General features: G+C 72.2%; 20 protein-coding genes. 12 read left to right on the top strand and 8 right to left on the bottom strand.

What is annotated here, in order from left to right:
• Positions 1 to 18 precede the first annotated feature (18 nt).
• Positions 19 to 810 carry a VOC family protein gene (locus SSPS47_RS31260; RefSeq protein ID WP_164253839.1) on the bottom strand — a complete coding sequence of 264 codons (792 nt, stop codon included), beginning with the start codon at positions 808 to 810 and terminating at the stop codon, positions 19 to 21.
• 441 nt (positions 811 to 1,251) lie between these two features.
• Here SSPS47_RS31260 and SSPS47_RS31255 point away from each other — a divergent pair, with 441 nt between their 5' ends.
• From SSPS47_RS31255 to SSPS47_RS31235, 5 genes are all read left to right on the top strand, one after another.
• Positions 1,252 to 2,145 (top strand): cation diffusion facilitator family transporter, encoded by an 894-nt coding sequence (locus tag SSPS47_RS31255; RefSeq protein WP_239065361.1) that lies wholly within the window; start codon positions 1,252 to 1,254, stop codon positions 2,143 to 2,145.
• 79 nt (positions 2,146 to 2,224) lie between these two features.
• A complete protein-coding gene (locus SSPS47_RS31250) occupies positions 2,225 to 3,316 on the top strand; it encodes a magnesium and cobalt transport protein CorA (RefSeq protein WP_164253837.1) in 1,092 nt (363 codons plus the stop codon).
• Positions 3,317 to 3,444: 128 nt separating this feature from the next.
• On the top strand, positions 3,445 to 5,715 hold the full coding sequence (locus SSPS47_RS31245) for an excinuclease ABC subunit UvrA (protein ID WP_164253836.1): 2,271 nt from the start codon (positions 3,445 to 3,447) through the stop codon (positions 5,713 to 5,715).
• A gap of 50 nt (positions 5,716 to 5,765) precedes the next feature.
• A complete protein-coding gene (locus tag SSPS47_RS31240) occupies positions 5,766 to 6,320 on the top strand; it encodes a hypothetical protein (protein ID WP_164253835.1) in 555 nt (184 codons plus the stop codon).
• 58 nt (positions 6,321 to 6,378) lie between these two features.
• Positions 6,379 to 7,710, top strand: coding sequence for a hypothetical protein (locus tag SSPS47_RS31235; protein ID WP_164253834.1), 1,332 nt, complete (start codon positions 6,379 to 6,381; stop codon positions 7,708 to 7,710).
• On the opposite strand, the gene SSPS47_RS31230 is transcribed toward SSPS47_RS31235, so the two are convergent.
• On the bottom strand, positions 7,664 to 9,094 hold the full coding sequence (locus SSPS47_RS31230; protein ID WP_164253833.1) for an NAD(P)/FAD-dependent oxidoreductase: 1,431 nt from the start codon (positions 9,092 to 9,094) through the stop codon (positions 7,664 to 7,666). The two genes, SSPS47_RS31235 and SSPS47_RS31230, sit on opposite strands and share 47 nt — an antisense overlap.
• Before the next feature lie 129 nt (positions 9,095 to 9,223).
• Between SSPS47_RS31230 and trxA the strand changes: the two genes are divergently transcribed.
• Positions 9,224 to 9,649, top strand: coding sequence for a thioredoxin (gene trxA, locus SSPS47_RS31225; protein WP_164253832.1), 426 nt, complete (start codon positions 9,224 to 9,226; stop codon positions 9,647 to 9,649).
• Between the two features lie 23 nt (positions 9,650 to 9,672).
• Here the strand turns inward: trxA and SSPS47_RS31220 are convergent, their stop codons facing one another.
• The 3 genes from SSPS47_RS31220 to SSPS47_RS31210 all read right to left on the bottom strand — a co-directional run bounded on the left by SSPS47_RS31220 (position 9,673) and on the right by SSPS47_RS31210 (position 12,444).
• Positions 9,673 to 10,863, bottom strand: a complete 1,191-nt coding sequence (locus tag SSPS47_RS31220) for a thiolase family protein (protein ID WP_164255225.1) — start codon at positions 10,861 to 10,863, stop codon at positions 9,673 to 9,675.
• A gap of 125 nt (positions 10,864 to 10,988) precedes the next feature.
• The gene (locus SSPS47_RS31215; protein ID WP_164253831.1) at positions 10,989 to 11,306 is read right to left on the bottom strand and encodes a hypothetical protein; all 318 of its coding nucleotides are present in this window, start codon (positions 11,304 to 11,306) and stop codon (positions 10,989 to 10,991) included.
• A gap of 52 nt (positions 11,307 to 11,358) precedes the next feature.
• A complete protein-coding gene (locus SSPS47_RS31210; protein ID WP_164253830.1) occupies positions 11,359 to 12,444 on the bottom strand; it encodes a LacI family DNA-binding transcriptional regulator in 1,086 nt (361 codons plus the stop codon).
• Positions 12,445 to 12,558: 114 nt separating this feature from the next.
• On the opposite strand from SSPS47_RS31210, the gene SSPS47_RS31205 reads away from it, so the two are divergent.
• Positions 12,559 to 13,266, top strand: a complete 708-nt coding sequence (locus tag SSPS47_RS31205) for an alpha/beta hydrolase (protein ID WP_164253829.1) — start codon at positions 12,559 to 12,561, stop codon at positions 13,264 to 13,266.
• Positions 13,267 to 13,360: 94 nt separating this feature from the next.
• Complete coding sequence (locus SSPS47_RS31200) at positions 13,361 to 13,834, top strand: type II toxin-antitoxin system PemK/MazF family toxin (RefSeq protein ID WP_147877826.1); 474 nt, start codon at positions 13,361 to 13,363, stop codon at positions 13,832 to 13,834.
• Here the strand turns inward: SSPS47_RS31200 and SSPS47_RS31195 are convergent.
• Positions 13,819 to 14,772, bottom strand: coding sequence for a TIGR02452 family protein (locus tag SSPS47_RS31195; RefSeq protein ID WP_164253828.1), 954 nt, complete (start codon positions 14,770 to 14,772; stop codon positions 13,819 to 13,821). The two genes, SSPS47_RS31200 and SSPS47_RS31195, sit on opposite strands and share 16 nt — an antisense overlap.
• A 163-nt stretch (positions 14,773 to 14,935) precedes the next feature.
• On the opposite strand from SSPS47_RS31195, the gene egtA reads away from it, so the two are divergent.
• Genes egtA through egtD form a run of 4 tightly spaced genes read left to right on the top strand, consistent with a single transcriptional unit; the run spans position 14,936 to position 19,312 of the window.
• Positions 14,936 to 16,210, top strand: coding sequence for an ergothioneine biosynthesis glutamate--cysteine ligase EgtA (gene egtA, locus SSPS47_RS31190; protein ID WP_164253827.1), 1,275 nt, complete (start codon positions 14,936 to 14,938; stop codon positions 16,208 to 16,210).
• A complete protein-coding gene (gene egtB / locus SSPS47_RS31185) occupies positions 16,207 to 17,598 on the top strand; it encodes an ergothioneine biosynthesis protein EgtB (RefSeq protein ID WP_164253826.1) in 1,392 nt (463 codons plus the stop codon). Before egtA ends, egtB begins: the two co-directional genes overlap by 4 nt.
• On the top strand, positions 17,598 to 18,353 hold the full coding sequence (gene egtC, locus SSPS47_RS31180) for an ergothioneine biosynthesis protein EgtC (protein ID WP_164253825.1): 756 nt from the start codon (positions 17,598 to 17,600) through the stop codon (positions 18,351 to 18,353). Before egtB ends, egtC begins: the two co-directional genes overlap by 1 nt.
• Positions 18,350 to 19,312: an L-histidine N(alpha)-methyltransferase gene (egtD, locus tag SSPS47_RS31175; RefSeq protein ID WP_164253824.1), complete on the top strand. Its 963-nt coding sequence runs from the start codon at positions 18,350 to 18,352 to the stop codon at positions 19,310 to 19,312. Before egtC ends, egtD begins: the two co-directional genes overlap by 4 nt.
• Here egtD and SSPS47_RS31170 read toward each other — a convergent pair.
• Complete coding sequence (locus SSPS47_RS31170; RefSeq protein WP_164253823.1) at positions 19,207 to 20,157, bottom strand: lysophospholipid acyltransferase family protein; 951 nt, start codon at positions 20,155 to 20,157, stop codon at positions 19,207 to 19,209. The two genes, egtD and SSPS47_RS31170, sit on opposite strands and share 106 nt — an antisense overlap.
• Complete coding sequence (locus tag SSPS47_RS31165; RefSeq protein WP_164253822.1) at positions 20,154 to 20,954, bottom strand: GNAT family N-acyltransferase; 801 nt, start codon at positions 20,952 to 20,954, stop codon at positions 20,154 to 20,156. Before SSPS47_RS31165 ends, SSPS47_RS31170 begins: the two co-directional genes overlap by 4 nt.
• Positions 20,955 to 20,988 lie beyond the last annotated feature (34 nt).

Below are 20,988 nucleotides of genomic sequence, written 5' to 3'. Positions count from 1 at the left end.
CGCCCGGAGCGCTCGCGCTCAGCGGTCCGTCAGGGTGAAGAGACCGCCGTCGGGATCCCGCAGCGTCACCTGCTCCCCGTCCTTGTACGCGGTCTTCTCCGCCGCGACCACGGCGCCGCCCATCGCCTCGGCGGTCTCGGCCGCCGCCCTGATCGCCTTCACACCGTCCACGGCGAACGACACATGCCACCGCGGGCGCAGATGGGGGTCCGCCGCCGCCTCGATGCCACCGCTGCCTATTCGCGCCACGACGTGCCCCGCGCCCCGCCCCGTACGGAGCACGACGCGGTCCTGCTCGTAGCTGACGTCGATGGTGCCCGTCCCGTCCTCGGCCCACTTCAGCACCTCGCCGTAGAAGATCGCCGCAGCGATGGCGTCATAGGTCCGCAGTTCCAGGCGGAAAGGGGGGCCGCCGAGCTTGGCTGTGGCGTCGGGCAGCGGCTCACCCTCCCAGAAGCCGAAGACGGCACCGTCCCGGTCGGCGGCGAGCGCCGCCCGCCCCATCTCGAAGGCCAGGGGGCCCACGGCGACCGTTGCGCTGCGCTCCCTGATGCGGGCGGCCGTCGCGTCCACGTCGCTCACCACGAAGTACGGCGTCCAGGCCACCGCGACCTGGAGCGCGGGGGCCAGCGCGCCGATGCTCGCGACGGGTACACCGTCGGACTCCGCCACGACGAACTGGTCGCCGAGCTTGGCGGGGCGGAAGGTCCAGCCGAGTACGGCACCGTAGAAGCTCTGCGTGTCCGCGAGATCGCGGGCAAGCAGGCTCGCCCAGCACGGCGCCCCGAACACAGGATGCCTCGGTGCCATGACCGCTCGCCTCACTCGGGTCGTGTCGGTGGATGCCCCGGCTCCCCTCCGCTCCCTGACGACTGTGCCAGCAGAGCACCCGGCCCGCATGTCGCCCGGAACGCGAGACGGCCGGGTCTGCGGCCCCGGACGCACCGGATCGCCGTGCCGATGGCCGGATCGGTCCTGCCCACGCCGTACGGCGCCGCACGGCGTCTCGTGGCGTCGATTCGGCCGGTGCCCGCGGGGTACACGCGGCGGAGCGGCCGACATGTGGGGTCCGGCCACGCCCGAGAGCGGAAGGCCGACTTGAACCAGAAAGAACTCGACTCGAAGAAGCCGGACAGGAAGAAGCCGGACACGAGGACGCCCGAAGCGAAGAAGTCCGACGCGAAAGAGTCCGACACGGAGACACTCGACGAGAAGAAGCCCGACACACAGAAGTCCGACGGAAATACCCGGATCACCATCCTCGTGGCCCTCGCCGCGAACATCGTCATCGCCGTCGCGAAGGCGATCGGCGGTCTCATCTCGGGGTCGCCCGCGCTTCTCTCGGAAGCCGCGCACTCCGTGGCCGACAGCGTCAACGAGGTCTTCCTGCTCACCGCCCTGCACCGCAGCCGGCGCCCGGCAGACCGCCGTCACCCCTTCGGATACGGCAAGGAGCGCTACTTCTGGTCGCTCCTGGCGGCCGTGGGGATCTTCGTCATGGGCGGCTGTTTCTCCTTCTACCAGGGCTACAACGCCCTGGTCACGGACGACGGGGAGAGCCCCAGCGGCTATACGGCCGGCCTGATCGTCCTCGGCGTGGCCCTGGTGGCCGAGGGCAGTTCGCTGCTGCGCGCCCTGCATCAGCTGCGCAAGCAGAAGGGCAGCGCCAAGGACCCCGCCGTACGGACCGTCGTCGCCGAGGACGCGACCGCCGTGCTCGGTGTGCTGCTCGCGATGGCGGGCATGGTGCTGCATCTGGTCACCGGCGAGGTGGTGTGGGAGGCGGGCGCGTCCTTCGGCATCGGTCTGCTGCTGGTGTACGTGGCGTACCGGCTCGGCTCCGAGGCGCGCGTCCAGCTCGTCGGTGAGTCCGTCGATCCCGAACTGCGCGGCCGGATCGCCTCGCTCCTCGACGCCCAGCCCGAGATCGACAACGTCGCCCAGCTGCTGACCATGCGGCTCGGCATGGACTCGGCGCTCATCGCGGCGCGGATCGATCTGGTGCCGGGGCTCGACAGCGAGGAGATCGAGCTGATCTGCGTACGTATCAAGCGTTCCGTGGCCGGGACCTGGCCGGAGGCCGACCATGTCTTCCTCGACATCACGGAGGCACCACCGGAGACCTCTCGGACCGGCGGTACGTAGCGTCTTCGCAGGGAGCCGGGACGGCCCCCGAGGGGTGGTGGCAGACTGGCCGCCGATCCTTCGAACGGAGCCCCTGCCCATGATCCGTCGCCCCCGCCGGGCGGTGCGGCGCGGCTACCGCAGCACCGTCGACCTCAGCCATCCGGCCCGGTCACCGCTCGGCAGCGCCGTCGTGAACTGCGTGGTCTACGAGGACGGCATACGGCAGCCGGGCGACTGCCCGGCCGATGAAGCCGTGCGACGGGTCCGCAGGTCCGGCAGGGGCTTCGTCTGGATCGGTCTGCACGAGCCGGACGAAGCCGAGTTCAAGGGCCTCGCCGACCTGTTCGGGCTCCATCCGCTCGCCGTCGAGGACGCCGTGCACGCGCATCAGCGGCCGAAGGTCGAGAGTTACGACGGGGCGCTGTTCGCGGTCTTCAAGACCTGCCGTTACGTGGAGGACGAAGTGCTCACCGCGACCAGTGAAGTGGTGGACACGGGCGAGTTGATGGTCTTCACGGGGCAGGACTTCGTGATCACGATCAGGCACGGCAGGCACGGTTCGCTCGGACCCCTCAGGGAGCGGCTGGAGGCCTCGCCCGAGCGGCTGGCCATGGGTACGTCGTCCGTGCTGCACGCGATCGCGGACCAGGTGGTCGACGACTGTCTCGCCGTCGCCGACGCCGTCCAGGACGACGTCGACCGTGTCGAGAGCGAGGTCTTCAACGAATCGGCGGGCCGGGCGGGCCGGGGTGACGCCGGGCGCATCTACCAGCTCAAGCGCGAACTGCTGGAGCTGAAGCGGGCCGTGGCGCCGCTGGACCGGCCGCTCGGCGCGCTGGCCAACCGGGCGCTGCCGGGTGTCACGGCCGACGCACGGCCGTACTTCCGCGACGTCGCCGACCATCTGGCCCGGCTGACCGATCAGATCGCCGCGTTCGACAATCTGCTGGACTCCATCCTCCAGGCGCATCTCGCGCAGGTGACCGTCGCGCAGAACGAGGACATGCGCAAGATCACCGCGTGGGCGGCGATCGTCGCCGTGCCGACGACGGTCTGCGGGATCTACGGGATGAACTTCGAGCACATGCCCGGTCTGGGATGGACGTACGGCTATCCGGCCGTCGTCGCTCTCATGGCGACGGCCTGCTACGTCCTTCACCGGAGCTTCCGCCGCAACGGCTGGCTGTAGCGCCCACCACTCGCGCGACCGAGAACCACGCCCCCGGGAGTCACATCACCAACCGATCGAAAATATGTGCGACCCTCACTGAGTACGGTGTACGCTAGCTGCTCGCCGAGAATCACCAGGAGCACTCCGTGAACATCCCAGCCGCCGACAGTCACAACGTGATCCAGGTCCGCGGGGCCCGCGAGAACAACCTGAGGGAGGTCTCGCTCGACATCCCCAAGCGCCGGCTCACGGTCTTCACCGGCGTCTCGGGATCCGGCAAGTCCTCGCTGGTCTTCGGTACGATCGCCGCCGAGTCGCAGCGCCTCATCAACGAGACGTACACGGCGTTCATCCAGTCGTTCATGCCGAGCATGGGCCGGCCCGACGTCGACTCGCTGCACAACCTGAGCGCCGCGATCGTGGTCGACCAGGAGCGGATGGGCGCCAACTCCCGTTCCACGGTGGGTACTGCGACCGACGCGTACACCATGCTGCGGATCATCTTCAGCCGGCTCGGCACCCCGCACATCGGGACCTCGACCGCCTTCAGCTTCAACGCGGCCGAAGGCATGTGCGCGGAGTGCGAGGGGATCGGCCAGGTCTCGAAGATCGACATCGACCAGCTCGTGAACCGTGAACTCTCCCTGAACGAGGGCGCGATCACCGTCCCCGGCTTCCAGGTCGACGCCTGGTACTGGCAGATCATGGTCGCCTCCGGCTTCTACGACCCGGACAAGAAGCTCAAGGACTTCACCCCCGAGGAGTGGGAGGTCTTCCTCCACAGGACCGCGACCAAGGTCAAGGTCGGCTCCAACAACATGACGTACGAGGGGCTCGTCACCAAGGTCAACCGGACGATCCTGGTCAAGGACCGCGATTCCATGCAGGCGCCGGTCAGGGCGTTCGTGGACCGGGCCGTGGTCTTCGCCGAGTGCCCGTCCTGCGGTGGCAGCCGGCTGAGCGCCGCCGCGCTCTCCTCGCAGGTCAACGGCGTGAACATCGCGGAGTGTTCGGCGATGCAGATCAGTGATCTGGCCGAGTACGTACGGAAGATCGACGACGCGGGCGTGGCACCGCTGCTCGGCAATCTGCGGGATCTCCTGGAGTCGCTCGTCGAGATCGGTCTCGGCTATCTGAGCCTGGACCGCGTCTCGTCCTCGCTCTCCGGCGGTGAGGCGCAGCGCGTGAAGATGGTGCGGCATCTCGGCTCCAGCCTCACCGACGCCACGTACATCTTCGACGAGCCGACGATCGGGCTGCACCCGCACGACATCCGGCGGATGAACGATCTGCTGCTGCGGCTGCGGGACAAGGGCAACACGGTGCTGGTGGTGGAGCACAAGCCCGAGGTCATCGCGATAGCCGATCATGTGGTGGATCTGGGTCCCGGCGCCGGTACGGCGGGCGGACAGATCTGCTACACGGGGGACGTGGCGGGCCTGCGCGCCTCGGGCACGCTGACCGGGCGGCATCTCGAACACCGGGCGCGGCTGCGGGAGTCGGTGCGTGAGCCGGACGGACAGCTGTCGATCGAGGGCGCCGATCTGCACAACCTCAAGAATGTGAGCGTCGGCATCCCGACCGGTGTGCTGAGCGTGATCACCGGGGTCGCGGGGTCGGGGAAGTCCTCACTGATCCACGGCTACCTCTCCAACAGGGACGGCGTGGTGGTGGCGGACCAGTCGCCGATCCGGGGTTCGCGGCGGAGCAACCCGGCGACGTACACAGGTCTGTTGAGCCCCATCCGTACCGCCTTCGCCAAGGCCAACGGGGTCAAGGCGGCGCTTTTCAGCGCGAATTCGGAGGGTGCCTGCCCCAACTGCAACGGGCTCGGGCTCGTCTACACCGACCTCGCGATGATGGCGGGCGTCGCCTCGGTCTGTGAGGAGTGCGAGGGCAAGCGGTTCACTCCGCAGGTGCTCACCTACCGGCTGAACGGCAAGAACATCAGCGAGGTGCTCTCCATGTCGGTCGCGGAGGCGTACGACTACTTCCCCGGCGGGCAGGCTCACGCGATCCTCGGCCGGCTCAACGACGTGGGGCTGAGCTATCTGCGGCTCGGACAGCCCCTGAACACCCTGTCGGGCGGTGAGCGGCAGCGGCTGAAGCTGGCGATCCAGATGGCGGAGAAGTCGTCCGTCTACATCCTGGACGAGCCGACGACCGGGCTGCACATGGCGGACGTGGACAAGCTGCTCGCGCTGCTCGACCGGCTGGTGGAAGCGGGCAACACGGTGATCGTGATCGAGCACCACCAGGCGGTGATGGCCCACGCGGACTGGCTGGTCGACCTCGGGCCGGGCGGCGGCCACGACGGCGGGCAGGTCGTCTTCACCGGTACGCCGGCCGATCTGGTGGCGCACTCGGACACGGTCACGGCGCGGCATCTGCGGGAGTACGTCGGTACAAACGCGTAGTCCGGGCCGTACCGGGTGGGGCCCGGCGGGGCGGCGGCACCATCACGGTCATGTCACTCACGGTCGACCGCCTGCTTGTCGCACTCGAACCACTGTCGTACCCGGACCGTCTCAAGCACCTTGCCCACAGCGCCCGTTCGCTCGATCCGGTCGACGAACTGCCTTCCCTGGTGGCGGAGTTGGCGGGGCGCGGCACCTACGGGCGACGGCTCGCGGCGTTCGCCGCCCTGGTCGGGCGGCACATCGACTTCCTGGCCGGGCGGCTGACCGACCGGGACCCGGTGGTCCGGGCGTACGCGATGCGGGCCGCCCGCACGCTGCCGCTCCCGGCCGCGGCGATCGAGGCGGCGTACGAGGACGCCTCCGCCGACACGCGGCAGCGGCTGGGCGAGGTCGTACTGGCGAGCGGACGTACGGCCCTGGCCGAGCGCCTGGTCCCGAGGCTGCGCGAGCAGTGGGGTGATCACACGGCGGCCAAGCTGCTGCCCGTCTGCTCGGCGGAGTTCGTGGCGGCGGTCCTGCCCGAACTCTCCTACGCCCTCGACTCCTGGACCAGGATCGGCCTCAACTTCCCCGACGAGGTGCTCCGACCACGCCGAGCGTGACCTCGCGGCCCGCCCGCGCGCCGAGCGCGACACCTCCTGGCACCGGTACGCGGAAGGCGTGGGCGCGGCCGTCTCCGCCCGCGCCGAGCGGGTGCTGTCGCTGCTGGAGCGGCACCGGCCCGATGTACTGCCCGCGGCCCTGGTCCCGCGGCTGAACGAATTCGTGGCCGTCGACGCGGAGCGCACCGTACGGCTGCTGATCCCGGCGGACGGGGTCGGGCCGTCGTACCCGCCACTGCCGTCGGCGTCCGTCCTGCGGCGGATCGTGCGGGCCGCCCCTCCCTCGCTGCCCGCGCTCGGCCGCCACTGGATCGGCCGCCCGCACTTCGCCGTGCTGCTCAAGGCGCTGCCGCCGCACCGCCGGAGCGACTTCCTCGACCTGGCGACGGCCGGTGTCGAGAACAAGGACGCCGACGACGTGCTGCCGGTGCTCGGCCTGCTGCCACGCGACGTGTGCCGCTCGGCGGACCCGGAGGCGGCGACGGCCGGGCTGCGTGTGCTCCCCCTGTGGGCGCGGTACGCCCCCGATGTGGTGGACGGCCTGTCCGAGCGGGTCACCGACCTCGCCGAGGGAGCAGGGACGCGCACCGTCTGGCGGGCCGCCGTGACGGCGATCGGCCGGCTGGCCGCCTCCGGCCTGCCGCATCCCGTCGGCGGGGCGGCGCCGGGAAGTCCGCTGCACGACGCACTGGCGGTGCTGCTCCCCGCGATCGCCGCGGGCGAGCCGGACGCTCCGGAGGACCGCGACCTCCCCGCCCGGCAGCGGGCGCTCGCGCTCCTGCGGTCCCTGCCGGACCGGCCGGTCCGCGAGATACATCCGGTGCTGGAGGCGGTGGCGGCGCTGCTCGCCGACGAGCCGTCACTCGCCGGGGCCCGCGCGGACGTGCTGCGCGCCCTCGTGGACCCGGACGCCGGTCTCCCCGAACTCACCGCGCGGCTGCGGAACACCGCGCGGCTGCGGAACTTGGCGGCCAACGCGACCGACCGCCCCGCCCTCGCGGCGGCCACGGCGCACCAGCTGCGCGGCCGTTTCGGTTCCGGTCCTCTCCCTTCCGACCCCGCGACGGTCCTGGCCGCCGCGACCGGGCTGACCACCACCGGCGACCCGGCCACGGGCCTCCTGTCGGTCGCCCTGGTCTCCGCGACAGGCAACCGCCTCGGCTGGCCCACCGAATGGCGCGGGGCCCTGCGCGCGCTCCTCTCCACCCGTCACCGGACGTGCGGGACGCGGCGCTGGGGGTGGTCCTGCGGACGGAGTGAGCGGTCGCGCGTGTGGTCCGCGTCCGTAGGCCGGTACGGCGCGGCCTACGGCGCCCCGTCGACGGCGGGCGGCGCGGACGCCCTCAGGCGTCCCGGTACGCCTCCAGCAGCCGCAGCCAGACCTCGCTGATCGTGGGGTAGGACGGGACCGCGTGCCACAGGCGGGCGATCGGGACCTCCCCGGCGACCGCCACCGTGGCCGAGTGGAGCAGTTCGCCGACGCCGGGGCCCACGAAGGTCACTCCCCGCAGGATCTCGCTGTCCAGGTCCACGATCATCCGGGCGCGGCCCCGGTAGCCCTCCGCGTACAGGCTCGCGCCCGCGACATTGGCGATGTCGTAGTCGACCGCGCGGACCCGGTGGCCCGCCTCCTCGGCCTCCTTGAGGCTGAGGCCGACCGAGGCGGCCTCCGGCTCGGTGAAGACGACCTGGGGGACCGCGACGTGGTCGGCCGTCGCCGCGTGGGCTCCCCAGCGGTCGTCCTCCAGCAGGGGGACGCGCTGGGCCCTGGCCCCGATGGCGGCGCCCGCGATGCGGGCCTGGTACTTGCCCTGGTGGGTGAGGAGCGCGCGGTGGTTGACGTCGCCGACCGCGTAGAGCCAGTCGCTGCCCTCGACCCGGCAGCTGTCGTCGACCGTCAGCCAGCCCGCCTTCAGCCCCACGGTGTCGAGCCCGATGTCCGAGGTGCGGGGCGCCCGGCCGGTCGCGAAGAGGATCTCGTCCGCCTCGATCCGCTCGCCGTTGTCGAGGACCACCGTGACCGGTCCGCTGCCGCCGTCGCGCTCGACGGAGGCGGCGGAGACGCCCGTACGTACGGAGGCGCCCGCTTCCGTCAGTGAGTCGGTGACGAGTTCCCCGACGAAGGGCTCCATACGGGGCAGCAGACCGTCGCCCCGTACGAGCAGCGTGACGTCCGAGCCGAAGCCCTGGTAGGCCGTGGCCATCTCGACGCCCACCACTCCCCCGCCCACGACCACGAGCCGGTCCGGCACGGTCCGGGAGCCGGTCGCCTCGCGGCTCGTCCAGGGCTTGGCGCCCGCCAGGCCCGGCAGGTCCGGCAGGACCGCGCTGGTGCCGGTGCAGACGGCGACCGCGTGGCGGGCGGTGAGTACTTGGACGCCGCCCTCGGGGTCGGTCACGGTCACCCGCTTCTCACCGTCGAGCCGGCCGTGACCCCGGTGGAGCACCGCGCCGATCGAGTCGAGCCAGTGGACCTGGCCGTCGTCCTTCCAGTGCGAGGTGTGCTCGTCGCGGTGCGCGAGGACGGCCGGCACATCGAGCGGCCCCTGTACGGACGGGCTCAGACCGGGCACCCTGCGTGCCTCCGCACGGGCGATCACCGGACGCAGCAGGGCCTTGCTGGGCATGCACGCCCAGTAGGAGCACTCGCCGCCGACCAGTTCGCTCTCGACGACCGCCGCGCTCAGACCGGCGGCCCTGACCCGGTCGGCGACGTTCTCCCCGACCGGTCCCGCGCCCAGCACCACCACGTCGTACTCAATCGCTTCCGTCATGGGGCCAGTCTGGTGCGACGCCCGGCGCATGGCCACACGATCTTCGGGAATGGGCCAGGAATACGGCGGTGGCACGCACCGTTGTGCGAGGCGACTTCATCCGGAGAGAACAGGAAGAGGTATCAGGTCATGGCCACTGTGGAACTCACCAAGGAGAACTTCGACCGGACGGTGTCGGAGAACGACTTCATCCTGATCGACTTCTGGGCTTCCTGGTGCGGTCCGTGCCGTCAGTTCGCCCCGGTGTACGAGCAGGCGTCCGAGCGCCACGACGACCTGGTCTTCGCCAAGGTCGACACGGAGGCGCAGCAGGAGCTGGCCGCGGCGTTCGAGATCAGTTCCATCCCGACGCTGATGATCGTCAGGGACAACGTCGCGGTGTTCGCCCAGCCCGGCGCGCTGCCCGAGACGGCCCTGGAGGACGTGATCGGGCAGGCCCGCGCGCTGGACATGGAAGAGGTCCGCAAGTCGGTCGCCGAGGCGGAGGCCGCCGCCAAGGCGCAGACCCCGGCGCCGGGTGACGGCACCGGGTCCGGGAGCGCCGCGAGCGCGTGACGCCGGGGCGCAGGGTCCGCGCGTCAGCGTTCCAGAACGAGCGCGAGGCCCTGGCCGACACCGATGCAGAGGGCGGCGAGACCGGTCCCCGAGCCCGCCGCCGCCAGTTGGTGGGCGACGGAACCGGCCAGCCGCGCACCCGAGGCACCCAGCGGGTGACCGATGGCGATCGCGCCGCCGCGCGGGTTCACGACGGCGGGGTCCAGCTCCGGCCACTCGGCGAGGCAGCCCAACGACTGGGCGGCGAAAGCCTCGTTGAGTTCGAACGTGGTGAGGTCGGCGAAGTCCCGGCCCGCCTTCGCCAGCGCGCGGCGGACCGCCTCGACCGGGCCGAGACCGAACAGCTGCGGCTCGATGCCGGTGACGGCGGAGGTCCTGATCCGGGCGAGGGGTTCGCGCCCCGTCGCGCGCAGGCCCGCCTCGTCGACGAGGAGCAGGGCGGCGGCGCCGTCGTTCAGCGGTGAGGCGTTGCCCGCCGTGACCGTCCCCTCGCCCTCCTTACGGAAGCTGGGCCTGAGCCTGCCGAGGGCTTCGAGGGACGTGTTGTCGCGGACGCATTCGTCGCGAGCGAGTTCCACTCCCGCGTACGGCACGACCTCGGCCTCGTACAGTCCCTCGCTCCACGCACGGGCCGCCTTGCGGTGGCTCTCCAGCGCGAACGCGTCCTGTGCCGCCCTGGTGATCGCGTGCTTGTCGGCGATCAGTTCGGCGCCCTCGCCGAGCGGGACCGTCCATTCGGCGGCCATCGCCGGGTTGGTCATGCGCCAGCCGAGCGTCGTGGAGTGCAGTTGCTGGTGCCCGGCGGGGAAGGCGCGCTCGGGCTTCTGGAGCACCCAGGGAGCGCGCGACATGGACTCCACGCCTCCCGCGACGACGATCGACGCGTCGCCGAGCGCGACGGCGCGCGCCGCCTGGATGACCGCTTCGAGGCCCGAGCCGCAGAGCCGGTTGACGGTGACGCCGGGGACGGTCACGGGCAGCCCGGCGAGCAGCGCGGCCATGCGCGCGACGTCGCGGTTGTCCTCTCCGGCGCCGTTGGCCGCGCCGAGCACCACGTCGTCGATCCTGGCCGGGTCGAGTTCCGGCGTTCGGTCCACGAGCGCCCGTACGACATGGGCGGCGAGATCGTCCGGCCGTACGGAGGAGAGCGCGCCGCCGAACTTTCCGATCGGCGTGCGGACGGCGTCGACGACGTAGACGTCGCGGATGGTCATCGGATCGCTCATCGGCTCTCTCCCCTTCGGTCGGCTGTTCGCTCGCGCACTCTTTCATGGGAGGCGCGCGGAGAGTCGGGGGGAGTCCGAGGACGTCGGAAAAGGGCGGCGGGCAGGCCGGCCGGTCAGTTGGTGCGGGGCTCCGCGACACCGGGTGTGTCCGGGCCGGCGGTGGCGTCGACGACCCGCGCCGACAGCCCGTAGTCCACCTCGTACCCGTCGATCAGCAGACCTTCGACGGTGCGGGTCTCGGGGTCGATGTCCGCGACCATGCCGCCGCCCTCGTAATGCGGGTAGCCGGACTCACCGGTCTCCCCCGTCGCCTCCACGACGGCCGAGCGCAGGGCGGTCGCCGCGTCCGGCGGGCCCGTGCGGCCGTCGACGTGCTCCGGCACCAGCAGGATCTCGAAGCGCCGCGGATAGGGGTGCCAATGAGTGCTCATGCTGGTGACGCTAGACAACGGCCGGAGGCCGCGCATGTCGTCCGGGGCCGCGTCAGGTCGACTCGCGCCGTACCGCCCGCGCCCCCATCAGATCGTGCCGTTCCGGTTCCCCGCCGGGATCGCGCACCACGCGGTCGACCAGGGCCGCCAGCCGCTGCCCGGTGACGAGGTCGATCCGCACGGTGGAGAGCCGGGGCCGCAGCAGCCTGCCGAGCAGCAGGTCGTCGGCGCCGAGCACCGCCGTGTCGCCGGGGACGGTGACTCCGGCGTCCTGGAGCGCCCGCATCAGGAGCATCGCGTACTCGTCGTTGTAGGCGTAGACCGCGTCCAGCCCGAGGCCGTCCCAGCGGGCGGCGAGCCTGGCCGCCGACTCCTCCGTGTAGGACAGCGGCAGAGGTTCGACGTGCGCGACGGTGGACGACGCCGTGACGGCGGCCCGCGCGCCGACGAGCCTGGGCTCCGAGAAGAGGTCGAGACCCGGCTCCTCCGGCATCACCACCCCGATCCGGCGGCGTCCGCGCTCCAGCAGGTGCTCAACGGCGCAGCCGCCGATCTCGCGCTGGTCCATGACCAGGGCGTGCGCGCCCTCGACCCGCCGCGGGCCGAGCGTGATGACGGCTTTCGCGCCGGAGCGCTTGAGTATCTCCACCCCTTGGGGGGTGAGCGCGATCTCGCCGAGGGAGACGACGGCGACGGGGCGCAGTTCGGCCCAGGCACGCGCCGCCTCGTCTCCGTCGAGGCCGAGGCTGCCGTACTGGACGACGGTGTAGTCCAACCGCCGCAGCGCCCACTGGAGTTCGTCGAGGAAGCGGCTGTAGAGGGGGCCGACGGGGACGCGCGCGGTGGGGAGCAGCACAATTCTGGTGTGTCCCGCGCGCAGGCTGCGCGCGGCGGCGTGGGGGACGTACGCGAGCTCCTCGGCGGCCTCGCGGACCTTGCGGCGGGTCGGCTCGCTGATCCGTACGGCGGAGGTGTTGTTGAGGACGTACGAGACGGTGGCCCGGGAGACTCCGGCCAGGCGGGCGACGTCGGCGCTGGTGGGGACGGGAGGGCCGGTGGTGCGGCCGGGGCGTTCGGCGGGCGGTTCGGACCGCCGCGGGGAGGACTGCGGGGAGGACTGTTCAGGTAACTGGCTCATCGCCCTCGGCATCTTTCCAGACGGCTCGCCGGGAGACTTCGCGGCCTGTCGTCCCGCTCGGTCGTCGCACCTGAAACGCGTCCCTCAACTCACCTTTTCAAGAAAGGGATTGTCTTGCGACTGCACACCCACACCTGGGGCGACGGCGACCGCGTCGCGCTCCTGGTCCACGGCATCATGGCCGACCACCGCACCTGGCGGCGGGTGGGCCCCGAGCTGGCCGCGCGCGGACTGCGCGTGATCGCCGTCGATCTGCGCGGTCACGGCGCGAGCGGCCGAGGCCCTTACGGGCCGGGGGACTTCGCCGACGACCTCGTGGAGACGTTGCCCACCGGCGCGGAGGTGGCGATCGGTCACTCGCTGGGCGGGATGGCCCTCGCGCTCGCGGTGGAGCGCCTGGCGCCGCGACGCGCGGTCTACTGCGACCCGGCGTGGCATCTGCCGGGTCCGGCGGCGGGCGCCGCAGGGAGCGAGGGGCCCGCGCGGCTGGCGGCGGGCAAGACGCTCTCGCGCGAGGAGATATCCGCGCTCAACCCGCGGTGGGAGGACGTGGACGTGGACCTTGAGGTGGCGAGCCTCGCCGTGTGGGACGAGGGGACGGCGTACGGCATCGCCCCGGCCTTCGGCGCGGGCCTGCGGCCCGCCCGGCCGGTGGTCCCCTCGCTGGTGACGACCGCCGATCCGAGCCCGATGGTCTCGCCCGCCGACGTCGTGGAACTGCGGGCGCGGGGTTTCGAGGTCCGTACGGTCAAGGGCGCGGGGCACACCGCGCACCGTGACGATTTCGACGCGTTCATGGCCGCGCTGGAGGGCTGGGTCTGACACCGGGCGCGAGCGGGGCGGGGCGCGCGTCCGAAAACGGTTCCGGGCCGCCCCGCTCGGCGGTCGGCGGCGCCGACGCTCTACCTTCGGTCGGATGAAGCCCTTCACCGAATCCGGCGCCGCCGGTCACTCCCCCGAGGCCGAACTCCCCGGCCGGAGCGGTCCCTCGGCCACCACCGAGGCCGAACCCCGTGACGTCGGGCCCGTACGCACCTCGTACGCCCCCGACAGGGACGGCGACCCCGACCCCGGCGAGATCGTCTGGACCTGGGTGCCGTACGAGGAGAACGACGGGCGCGGCAAGGACCGGCCGGTGCTCGTGGTGGCCCGCGAACCGGCCGGGACGCTGCTCGCCGTGCAGCTCTCCAGCAAGCGGCACGACCGCGACCATGAGTGGGTGCCGATCGGGGTGGGACCGTGGGACCGGCAAGGGCGTGAGTCGTGGGTCGATCTGGACCGGGTGCTGCGGATCCACGACGCGGGCATGCGGCGTGAGGCGTGCGCACTGGACCGGGGACGGTTCAACCGGGTCGTGGGGCGGCTGCGGGAGCGTTACGGCTGGCGCTGAGCCACCGTGCCGGAACGGGAGCCGGGGCCGGTGTCCGACGGGGCGACGGGGCCGGTTCCCGGGGAGACGTCGGCGAACGTCCGGCGGAAGGCGGCCAGGGTGGCCGAATCGGCCGTCCGGTCCAGCACCGCGAACACGACCTCGTCGAAGTGCCCGGCGAACCGGCCCGCGCCCGCGCCCGCCGGCTCCCCCGCGCCCGTCTCGGCCCCCTCCCGCGACGGCCCGACCAGCAGCGCCCGGAACGCGCCGGCCACCCTCGCCGGGTCGTTGCGGAAGACCCCGCAGCCCCACGCCCCGAGCACCAGCCGCCGGTAGCCGCCCGCCACCGCCACCTCCAGGACCCGTTCGGCGCGGGAGGCGAGGGCGGCCGGAACACGATGGCTCTCCTGCGGGTGGTCGCGCGCGACGATCCCGGCGTTCGGGGCGGGCGAGGTGAGGAAACCGACGGTGAACGGTGTGTCCAGCAGCCGGCCCCGGTCGTCGCGGAAGACCGGTACGCCGGGCGAGTGGATCACGCGGTCGCTGTAGAAGGGGCTGCGCTCGGCCCGGTGGTGCGCGTAGTAGTCGGGGGCCCTCAGCAGGGTGACGTAGAGGGCGGAGGCCCGGCACAGTGCCTCTTCCTGGGCCTGTGCTCCGTTCAGGTAGCCGCCGCCCGGGTTGCGCGCGGAGGCGAAGTTCAGGACGGCCACGGGGCCCGCCGAGGAGGATGTCATCCGGCGGGCGGCCTGGAGGCTGCTCTCGCCCGTGACCTCGATGGATGTCGTACGGGAGGTGTCCGGGGTCACCGGCACGGGCTCCGGGCCGTACAGCCGGGTGCCTTCGGCGGCGGCCTCCAGCAGCGCGGCGAGCGGCACCCGGCGCCCGTCCTCGGCGTGGTATCCGCCCGCCTCGACGATCTCCTCGGTGTGCTTCGCGATCCCCCGCAGCCGTGCGCTCATGACAGGCATCGTGCGTCAGGAAACACGCCCGAAGCAACCATGTTTTCGACCCGGAGGGGCACTCTTGTGCGGAGCGGCGGGAGTGGCCTTAGGTTGGACAAAGCGCTCCGCCCCGGACCCCGGGACGGGGACCGGTCACGGTCTTCGACAGGAGGAGCCGACCATGTCGTCGGAGGAAATCGCAGCTGAGGGCCCGTCTCTCAACGAGGACGACGCCGAGGCGCTGCTGCGCGGCATATGTTTCAAGACAGGGCCGCCCCGCATCGTCGGTGTTGAACTGGAATGGCTCGTTCACGATCTGTACGACCCCGAACTGCCCGTTCGGACCGCGCGTCTCGACAAGGCCTTCGGCGGCCTGCGGGACCTCCCCCTGCGATCGGCGCTGACGTTCGAACCGGGTGGCCAGCTGGAGCTCAGCTCGGCCCCCGCGACCTCCCTGATGGAGTGTGTCGACTCCACCGCGGCGGACCTCGCCGCCGTACGCCGCGCACTGCGTACGGCCGGTCTCACGCTCACCGGCCTCGGACAGGATCCGTGGCACTCACCGGGCAGGCTCCTCCAGGAGCCGCGGTACGACGCGATGGAGACCTACCTCGACCGGATCGGCCCCTCGGGCCGCGCCATGATGCGTTCCTCCGCCTCCATCCAGGTCTGCCTCGACGCGGGCACCGAGGAGCCGGGCCCGCTCGGCTACGGCAGGCGCTGGCAGCTCGCCCATCTGCTGGGCGCGGTGCTGGTGGCCGCGTTCGCCAACTCACCCGTCCAGGCCCGCCGTGTCACCGGCTGGCGATCCACCAGGCAGGCGCTGTGGACGGACCTGGACCCGGCGCGCACCAAGTCGCCCGACATGCGGCGCGAACCGCGTCGCGCCTGGGCGGCGTACGCGCTGGACGCGCCCGTGATGTGTGTCCGGACGGCGGACGGCCCCTGGGACGTGCCCGAGGGCCTGACCTTCCGTGACTGGATCCGGTCGGGTCTGCCGCGCCCGCCGGTGCGCGCCGACCTCGACTACCACATCACCACCCTGTTCCCGCCGGTACGTCCACGCGGCCACCTGGAGCTGCGGATGATCGACGCCCAGCCGGGTGACGACGGCTGGATGGTGCCGCTGGCGGTGACCACCGCGCTGTTCGACGACGCCGAGGCCGCCGAGAGGGTGTACCGCACCGTCAAGTCGCTCGCCGAGACGGCCGGCACCCTGCCCGCGCCGGGCAATCCGCTCTGGGTCACCGCGGCCCGCGACGGACTCGCCGACCCCGAGCTGCACGCGGCGGCCGTGGAGTGTTTCGCCGCCGCGCGGGAGGCGCTGCCCCGTACGGGTGCCACCGAGGCCGTACAGGAGGCCGTCGCGGCCTTCGACGAGCGGTACGTCGTACCGGGCCGCTGCCCCGCCGACGACCTGGACGTCCCCGTGACCGGGAAGGAGCTCCGCACATGACCGAGCACGCCGGAACACCGGCCGAGACCGCGGACAGGACCACCGACAGGTCCGACGGCGGGATATCCCTCGTCGAGGACGTGGACGCGCTGCGACGGCGGGCCGTCGACGCGCTGACCACCGCGCGCGAACGCACCGCGCTCCTCACCTCCTGCGTGGACGAGCCCGAACTGACCGCGCAGCACTCGCCGTTGATGTCACCGCTGGTCTGGGACCTGGCCCACATCGGCAATCAGGAGGAGCAGTGGCTGCTCCGTACGGTCGGCGGCCGTGAGGCTGTCCGGCCCGAGATCGACTCCGTCTACGACGCCTTCGAGCATCCGAGGGCGCTGCGTCCGACGCTTCCGCTGCTCGCCCCGACCGAGGCGCGCGCGTACGCCTCCGACATCCGCGGCCGGGTCATGGACATCCTCGGCAGCAGCCCCCTGCGGGGCGGTCCGCTGCTGGACGCCGGATTCGCCTTCGGCATGATCGCGCAGCACGAACAGCAGCACGACGAGACGATGCTGATCACCCATCAGCTGCGCCGGGGTCCCGCCGCGCTCACGGCGCCCGAACCCCCGGCCCCGGATCCGGTCGACGCGGCGGATCTGCCGGGTGAGATCCTCGTGCCGGCCGGGCAGTTCACGATGGGCACCTCGGCCCAACCGTGGGCGCTGGACAACGAGCGGCCCGCGCACCACCGGCTGGTGCCCGCGTTCCACCTGGACACGGTGCCGGTGACCAACGGCGACTACCTGCGTTTCATCGAGGACGGCGGCTACACGGACGAGCGCTGGTGGGCCCCGGAGGGCTGGGCGCAGATCCGGGAACACTCCATCGCCGCACCACTGTTCTGGCGGCGCGAGGCCGGGCAGTGGCTGCGCCGCAGGTTCGGGGTGGTCGAGCCCGTCCCCGCCGACGAGCCGGTGCTGCACGTCAGCTGGTACGAGGCGGACGCGTACGCCCGTTGGGCGGGGCGGCGGCTGCCGACGGAGGAGGAGTGGGAGAAGGCGGCCCGGCACGACCCGGCAACCGGCCGCTCCCGACGCCATCCGTGGGGCGACGGGGACCCGACACCCGAGCACGCCAACCTCGGCCAGCGCCATCTGCGGCCGGCGCCGGCGGGAAGCTATCCGCTGGGCGCGTCGCCGCTGGGCGTACGGCAGTTGATCGGCGACGTGTGGGAGTGGACATCGAGCGACTTCCTGCCCTATCCGGGTTTCGTCGCCTTCCCCTACCGCGAGTACTCCGAGGTGTTCTTCGGCGGTGCGCACAAGGTGTTGCGCGGTGGCTCGTTCGCCGTGGACCAGGTGGCGTGCCGCGGCACGTTCCGCAACTGGGACCTGCCGGTACGCCGACAGATCTTCGCCGGTTTCCGTACCGCGCGTTCCGCCGGAGTTGTGTGATGTGCCGTCATATCGCCTACGTGGGGGCGCCGGTGGGGCTGCGCGAGGTGCTGATCAGTCCCGAGTACGCGCTGTACCGGCAGTCCTGGGAGCCGCGGAGACAGAGGTACGGAACGGTCAACGCCGATGGTTTCGGGGTCGGTTGGTACGCGGACGGCGACCCGGTGCCCGCGCGCTACCGCCGTACCGGACCCATCTGGGGCGATCAGAGCGTGGTCGACCTGGCCAGGGTGGTCCGCAGTGGTGCGGTGCTCGCGGCCGTTCGGGACGCCACCGAATCGGGTTCGGACGGCGAGGCCGCGGCGGCGCCGTTCGCCTCCGGGCCCTGGCTGTTCAGCCACAACGGCGCGGCGCGCGGCTGGCCGTCGAGCCTGGCGCCGTCGGCCGCCTCCCTGTCCTCCGCCGAACTGCTGTCACTTGACGCACGCACCGACTCGGCGCTCGTGTGGGCGCTGGTGCTGCACCGGCTGCGGGACGGTGACGGAATGGGCCAGGCGCTGTCCGACACGGTCCTGGAGGTGGCCGGGGCGGCGCCCGGCTCCCGGCTGAACCTGCTGCTCACCGACGGTGCGACGATCACCGCGACCGCCTGGGGCGACACGCTCTGGTATCTCACCGAGCCCGGCCGGGGCACCGTCGTCGCCTCCGAGCCCTACGACGACGATCCGCGCTGGCGCGAGGTCCCCGACCACACCCTGCTTGCGGCGACCCGCGCCGACGTCCTGCTCACCCCCCTCAAGGAGCCACCCGCGTGAGCCCGTACCTGCTGACCCGCACCCTGCCCGAGGACGCCACCGACGCCGCGCTGCGCGCCGACGTGCTGCACGGGCTGACCCGGAGCCCCAAGTCCCTGCCGCCCAAGTGGTTCTACGACGCCAGGGGCAGTGAGCTGTTCGAGGAGATCACCGCGCTCGACGAGTACTACCCGACCCGCGCCGAGCGGGAGATCCTCCTCGCCCGCGCGTCCGAGATCGCGACGGCGACGGGGGCACGCACCCTGGTCGAACTGGGCTCGGGGTCCTCGGAGAAGACCCGGCACCTGCTCGACGCGCTGCCGCTGCTGCGCGGTTACGTACCGGTGGACGTGAGCGAGAGCGCGCTGACCGGCGCCGCGGATTCGCTGCTCGCCGAGCGCCCGGACCTCCAGGTGCACGCGCTGATCGCCGACTTCACCAAGGACATGGAGCTGCCGGCGATGCCGGGGCCGCTGCTGATCGCGTTCCTCGGCGGGACGATCGGCAATCTGCTCCCCGGGGAGCGCGCCGAGTTCCTCGCGGCCGTGCGGACGCTGCTCGCGCCCGGTGACGCGCTGCTCCTCGGGACGGACCTGGTGAAGGAGGAGTCCGTACTGGTCAGGGCCTATGACGATGCGTCAGGTGTGACGGCCGCCTTCAACAAAAACGTCTTGGCGGTCGTCGACCGCGAGTTGGGCGCCGACTTCGACCCGGCGGACTTCGACCATGTGGCGCGCTGGGACCGTGATCAGCAGTGGATCGAGATGCGGCTGAGAGCGCGCCGGGACCTGACCGTGAAGGTCCCCGAGCTGGATCTGGTGGTCACCTTCGAGGCGGGCGAGGAGATGCGTACGGAAGTGTCGGCGAAGTTCACTCAGGACCGGGTCCGCACCGAACTGGCCGGTGCGGGGATGGAGTTGACGAACTGGTGGACCGACGAGTCCGGGCGGTTCGCGCTGTCGCTGGCGACGGCGCTCTGAGCGGCGCGGGCCAGCGAGCGGCGGTCCGTGTGGCGCGCGGCGGGGATCAGGGGCAGTACCTCGATCTCCGCCGTGAGTCCGCGGGCCAGCACGATCCGCCACAGTGAGAGGGCGAGCGGGTCGTCGCCGACGAAGGCGGCGGGACCCAGCGGGCGGTAGCCGATCCGTACGGGACGCACGGGTACCCCGGCGTCCAGCGCGGCCTGGAACATGGCCGCGGTGAAACGTCCCTGGTCCCTGCCGCACCAGGTGCTGCCCTCGGGGAAGACGATCACGCGGGATCCGGCGCGCAGGGCGTCACGGACGTCTCGTACGGTGTCCGGCAGCGCGCGGAGCCGGTCGCGCTCCACGAAGAGCGTGCCGCCGCGCGCCGCGACGGCGCCGAGGACGGGCCAGCGCCGGATGTCGCTCTTGGCCAGCACCCGCCCCGGGAACAGGGTCGCGACGAGCGGGATGTCCAGCCAGGAGATGTGGTTGGCGACGACGAGCACCCCGCCCGGCGTGTCCGGCAACGGCGCAGCGCAGACCTGCGTGCCGGACACCGGCGCACCGGACACCCGCACGTCAGGCAGCGGCGTGCCGGACATCGGCGCGGGAGATTCGCCGCCGGTCCGGATGCGCAGCCCGAAGGCCCGGATCACCGTACGCGTCCACCCCCTGGTCAGCCGGTCGCGTCGCCCGGCACCGAGCAGGGCGACCGGCGGGACGAGCAGGATCCCGACGGCCACGGCGACGAGACCGGCCAGCAGCCGCGCGGACGCGGCGAACGTGCCCCGGCGCGGGGCGTCCGCCCGGGGGCCGCAGAGCTGCGGCGTGCAGGGCGCCGTGGGCAGCCAGGCGCTCATCGCGCCGGGGCGAGCGAGAGGAAGTGCCGCAGATAGCGGGGGTTGGTGCGGCGCAGCGACAGCAGGACGTACAGGTCGGCGACGCCGAACTCCGGATCGTGCGCGGGCGCGCCGCAGACCCAGGCACCGAGCCGCAGATAGCCGCGGAGCAGCGCGGGGAGTTCGGCGCGTGCGGCCGGGACGGTGGCGCTGTCCGGGGTCCAGAGGCGGTGCGGGGTGACCCAGTACTCCTCCGGTGCGAGGTTGCGGTCCCTGACGGTGTTCCAGGTCGCCGAGGCGAGGGAGCCGCCGTCGCCCAGCGGGAGGGAGCAGCAGCCGGCCATCCAGTTGTGGCCGGTGCGGGTCATGTAGCGGGCGAGCCCGGCCCAGATCAGGGCGATGACGGCGCCGTTGCGGTGCAGGGGGTGGACGCAGGAGCGGCCGACCTCCACGAGGTCGTCGCGTATGTGGTCGAGCCGCCGGAGGTCGAACTCGCTCTCGGAGTAGAGCCGTCCGGCGGCACGGGCGCCCTGCGGCGGCAGCAGCCGGTACGTGCCCACGACCTCGCCGGTCGCGGCGTCGCGCACCAGCAGGTGGTCGCAGTGGGCGTCGAAGTCGTCGCCGTCGAGGCCGGGTTCGGGTCCGTCGAGCAGGGCGCCCATCTCACCGGCGAAGACCGTGTGGCGCAGGCGCTGGGCGGCGCGTACGTCCTCCTGGTCACGGGCGAGGGAGACGAGGTAGCGCTGGTCGGGGACGGCCGCGGGGAGAGGGAGCTGGGTGGGAAGGGTGGCGGGGACGACGGCGGGTGAGGCGGACATGACTGTCTCCTGTGCCGGACGGAGGAACGAGCGG

Origin of the sequence: Streptomyces sp. S4.7 (assembly GCF_010384365.1) — a bacterium.
Taxonomy (GTDB): Bacteria; Actinomycetota; Actinomycetes; order Streptomycetales; family Streptomycetaceae; genus Streptomyces.
This window is presented reverse-complemented; position numbering and strand designations above follow the sequence as displayed.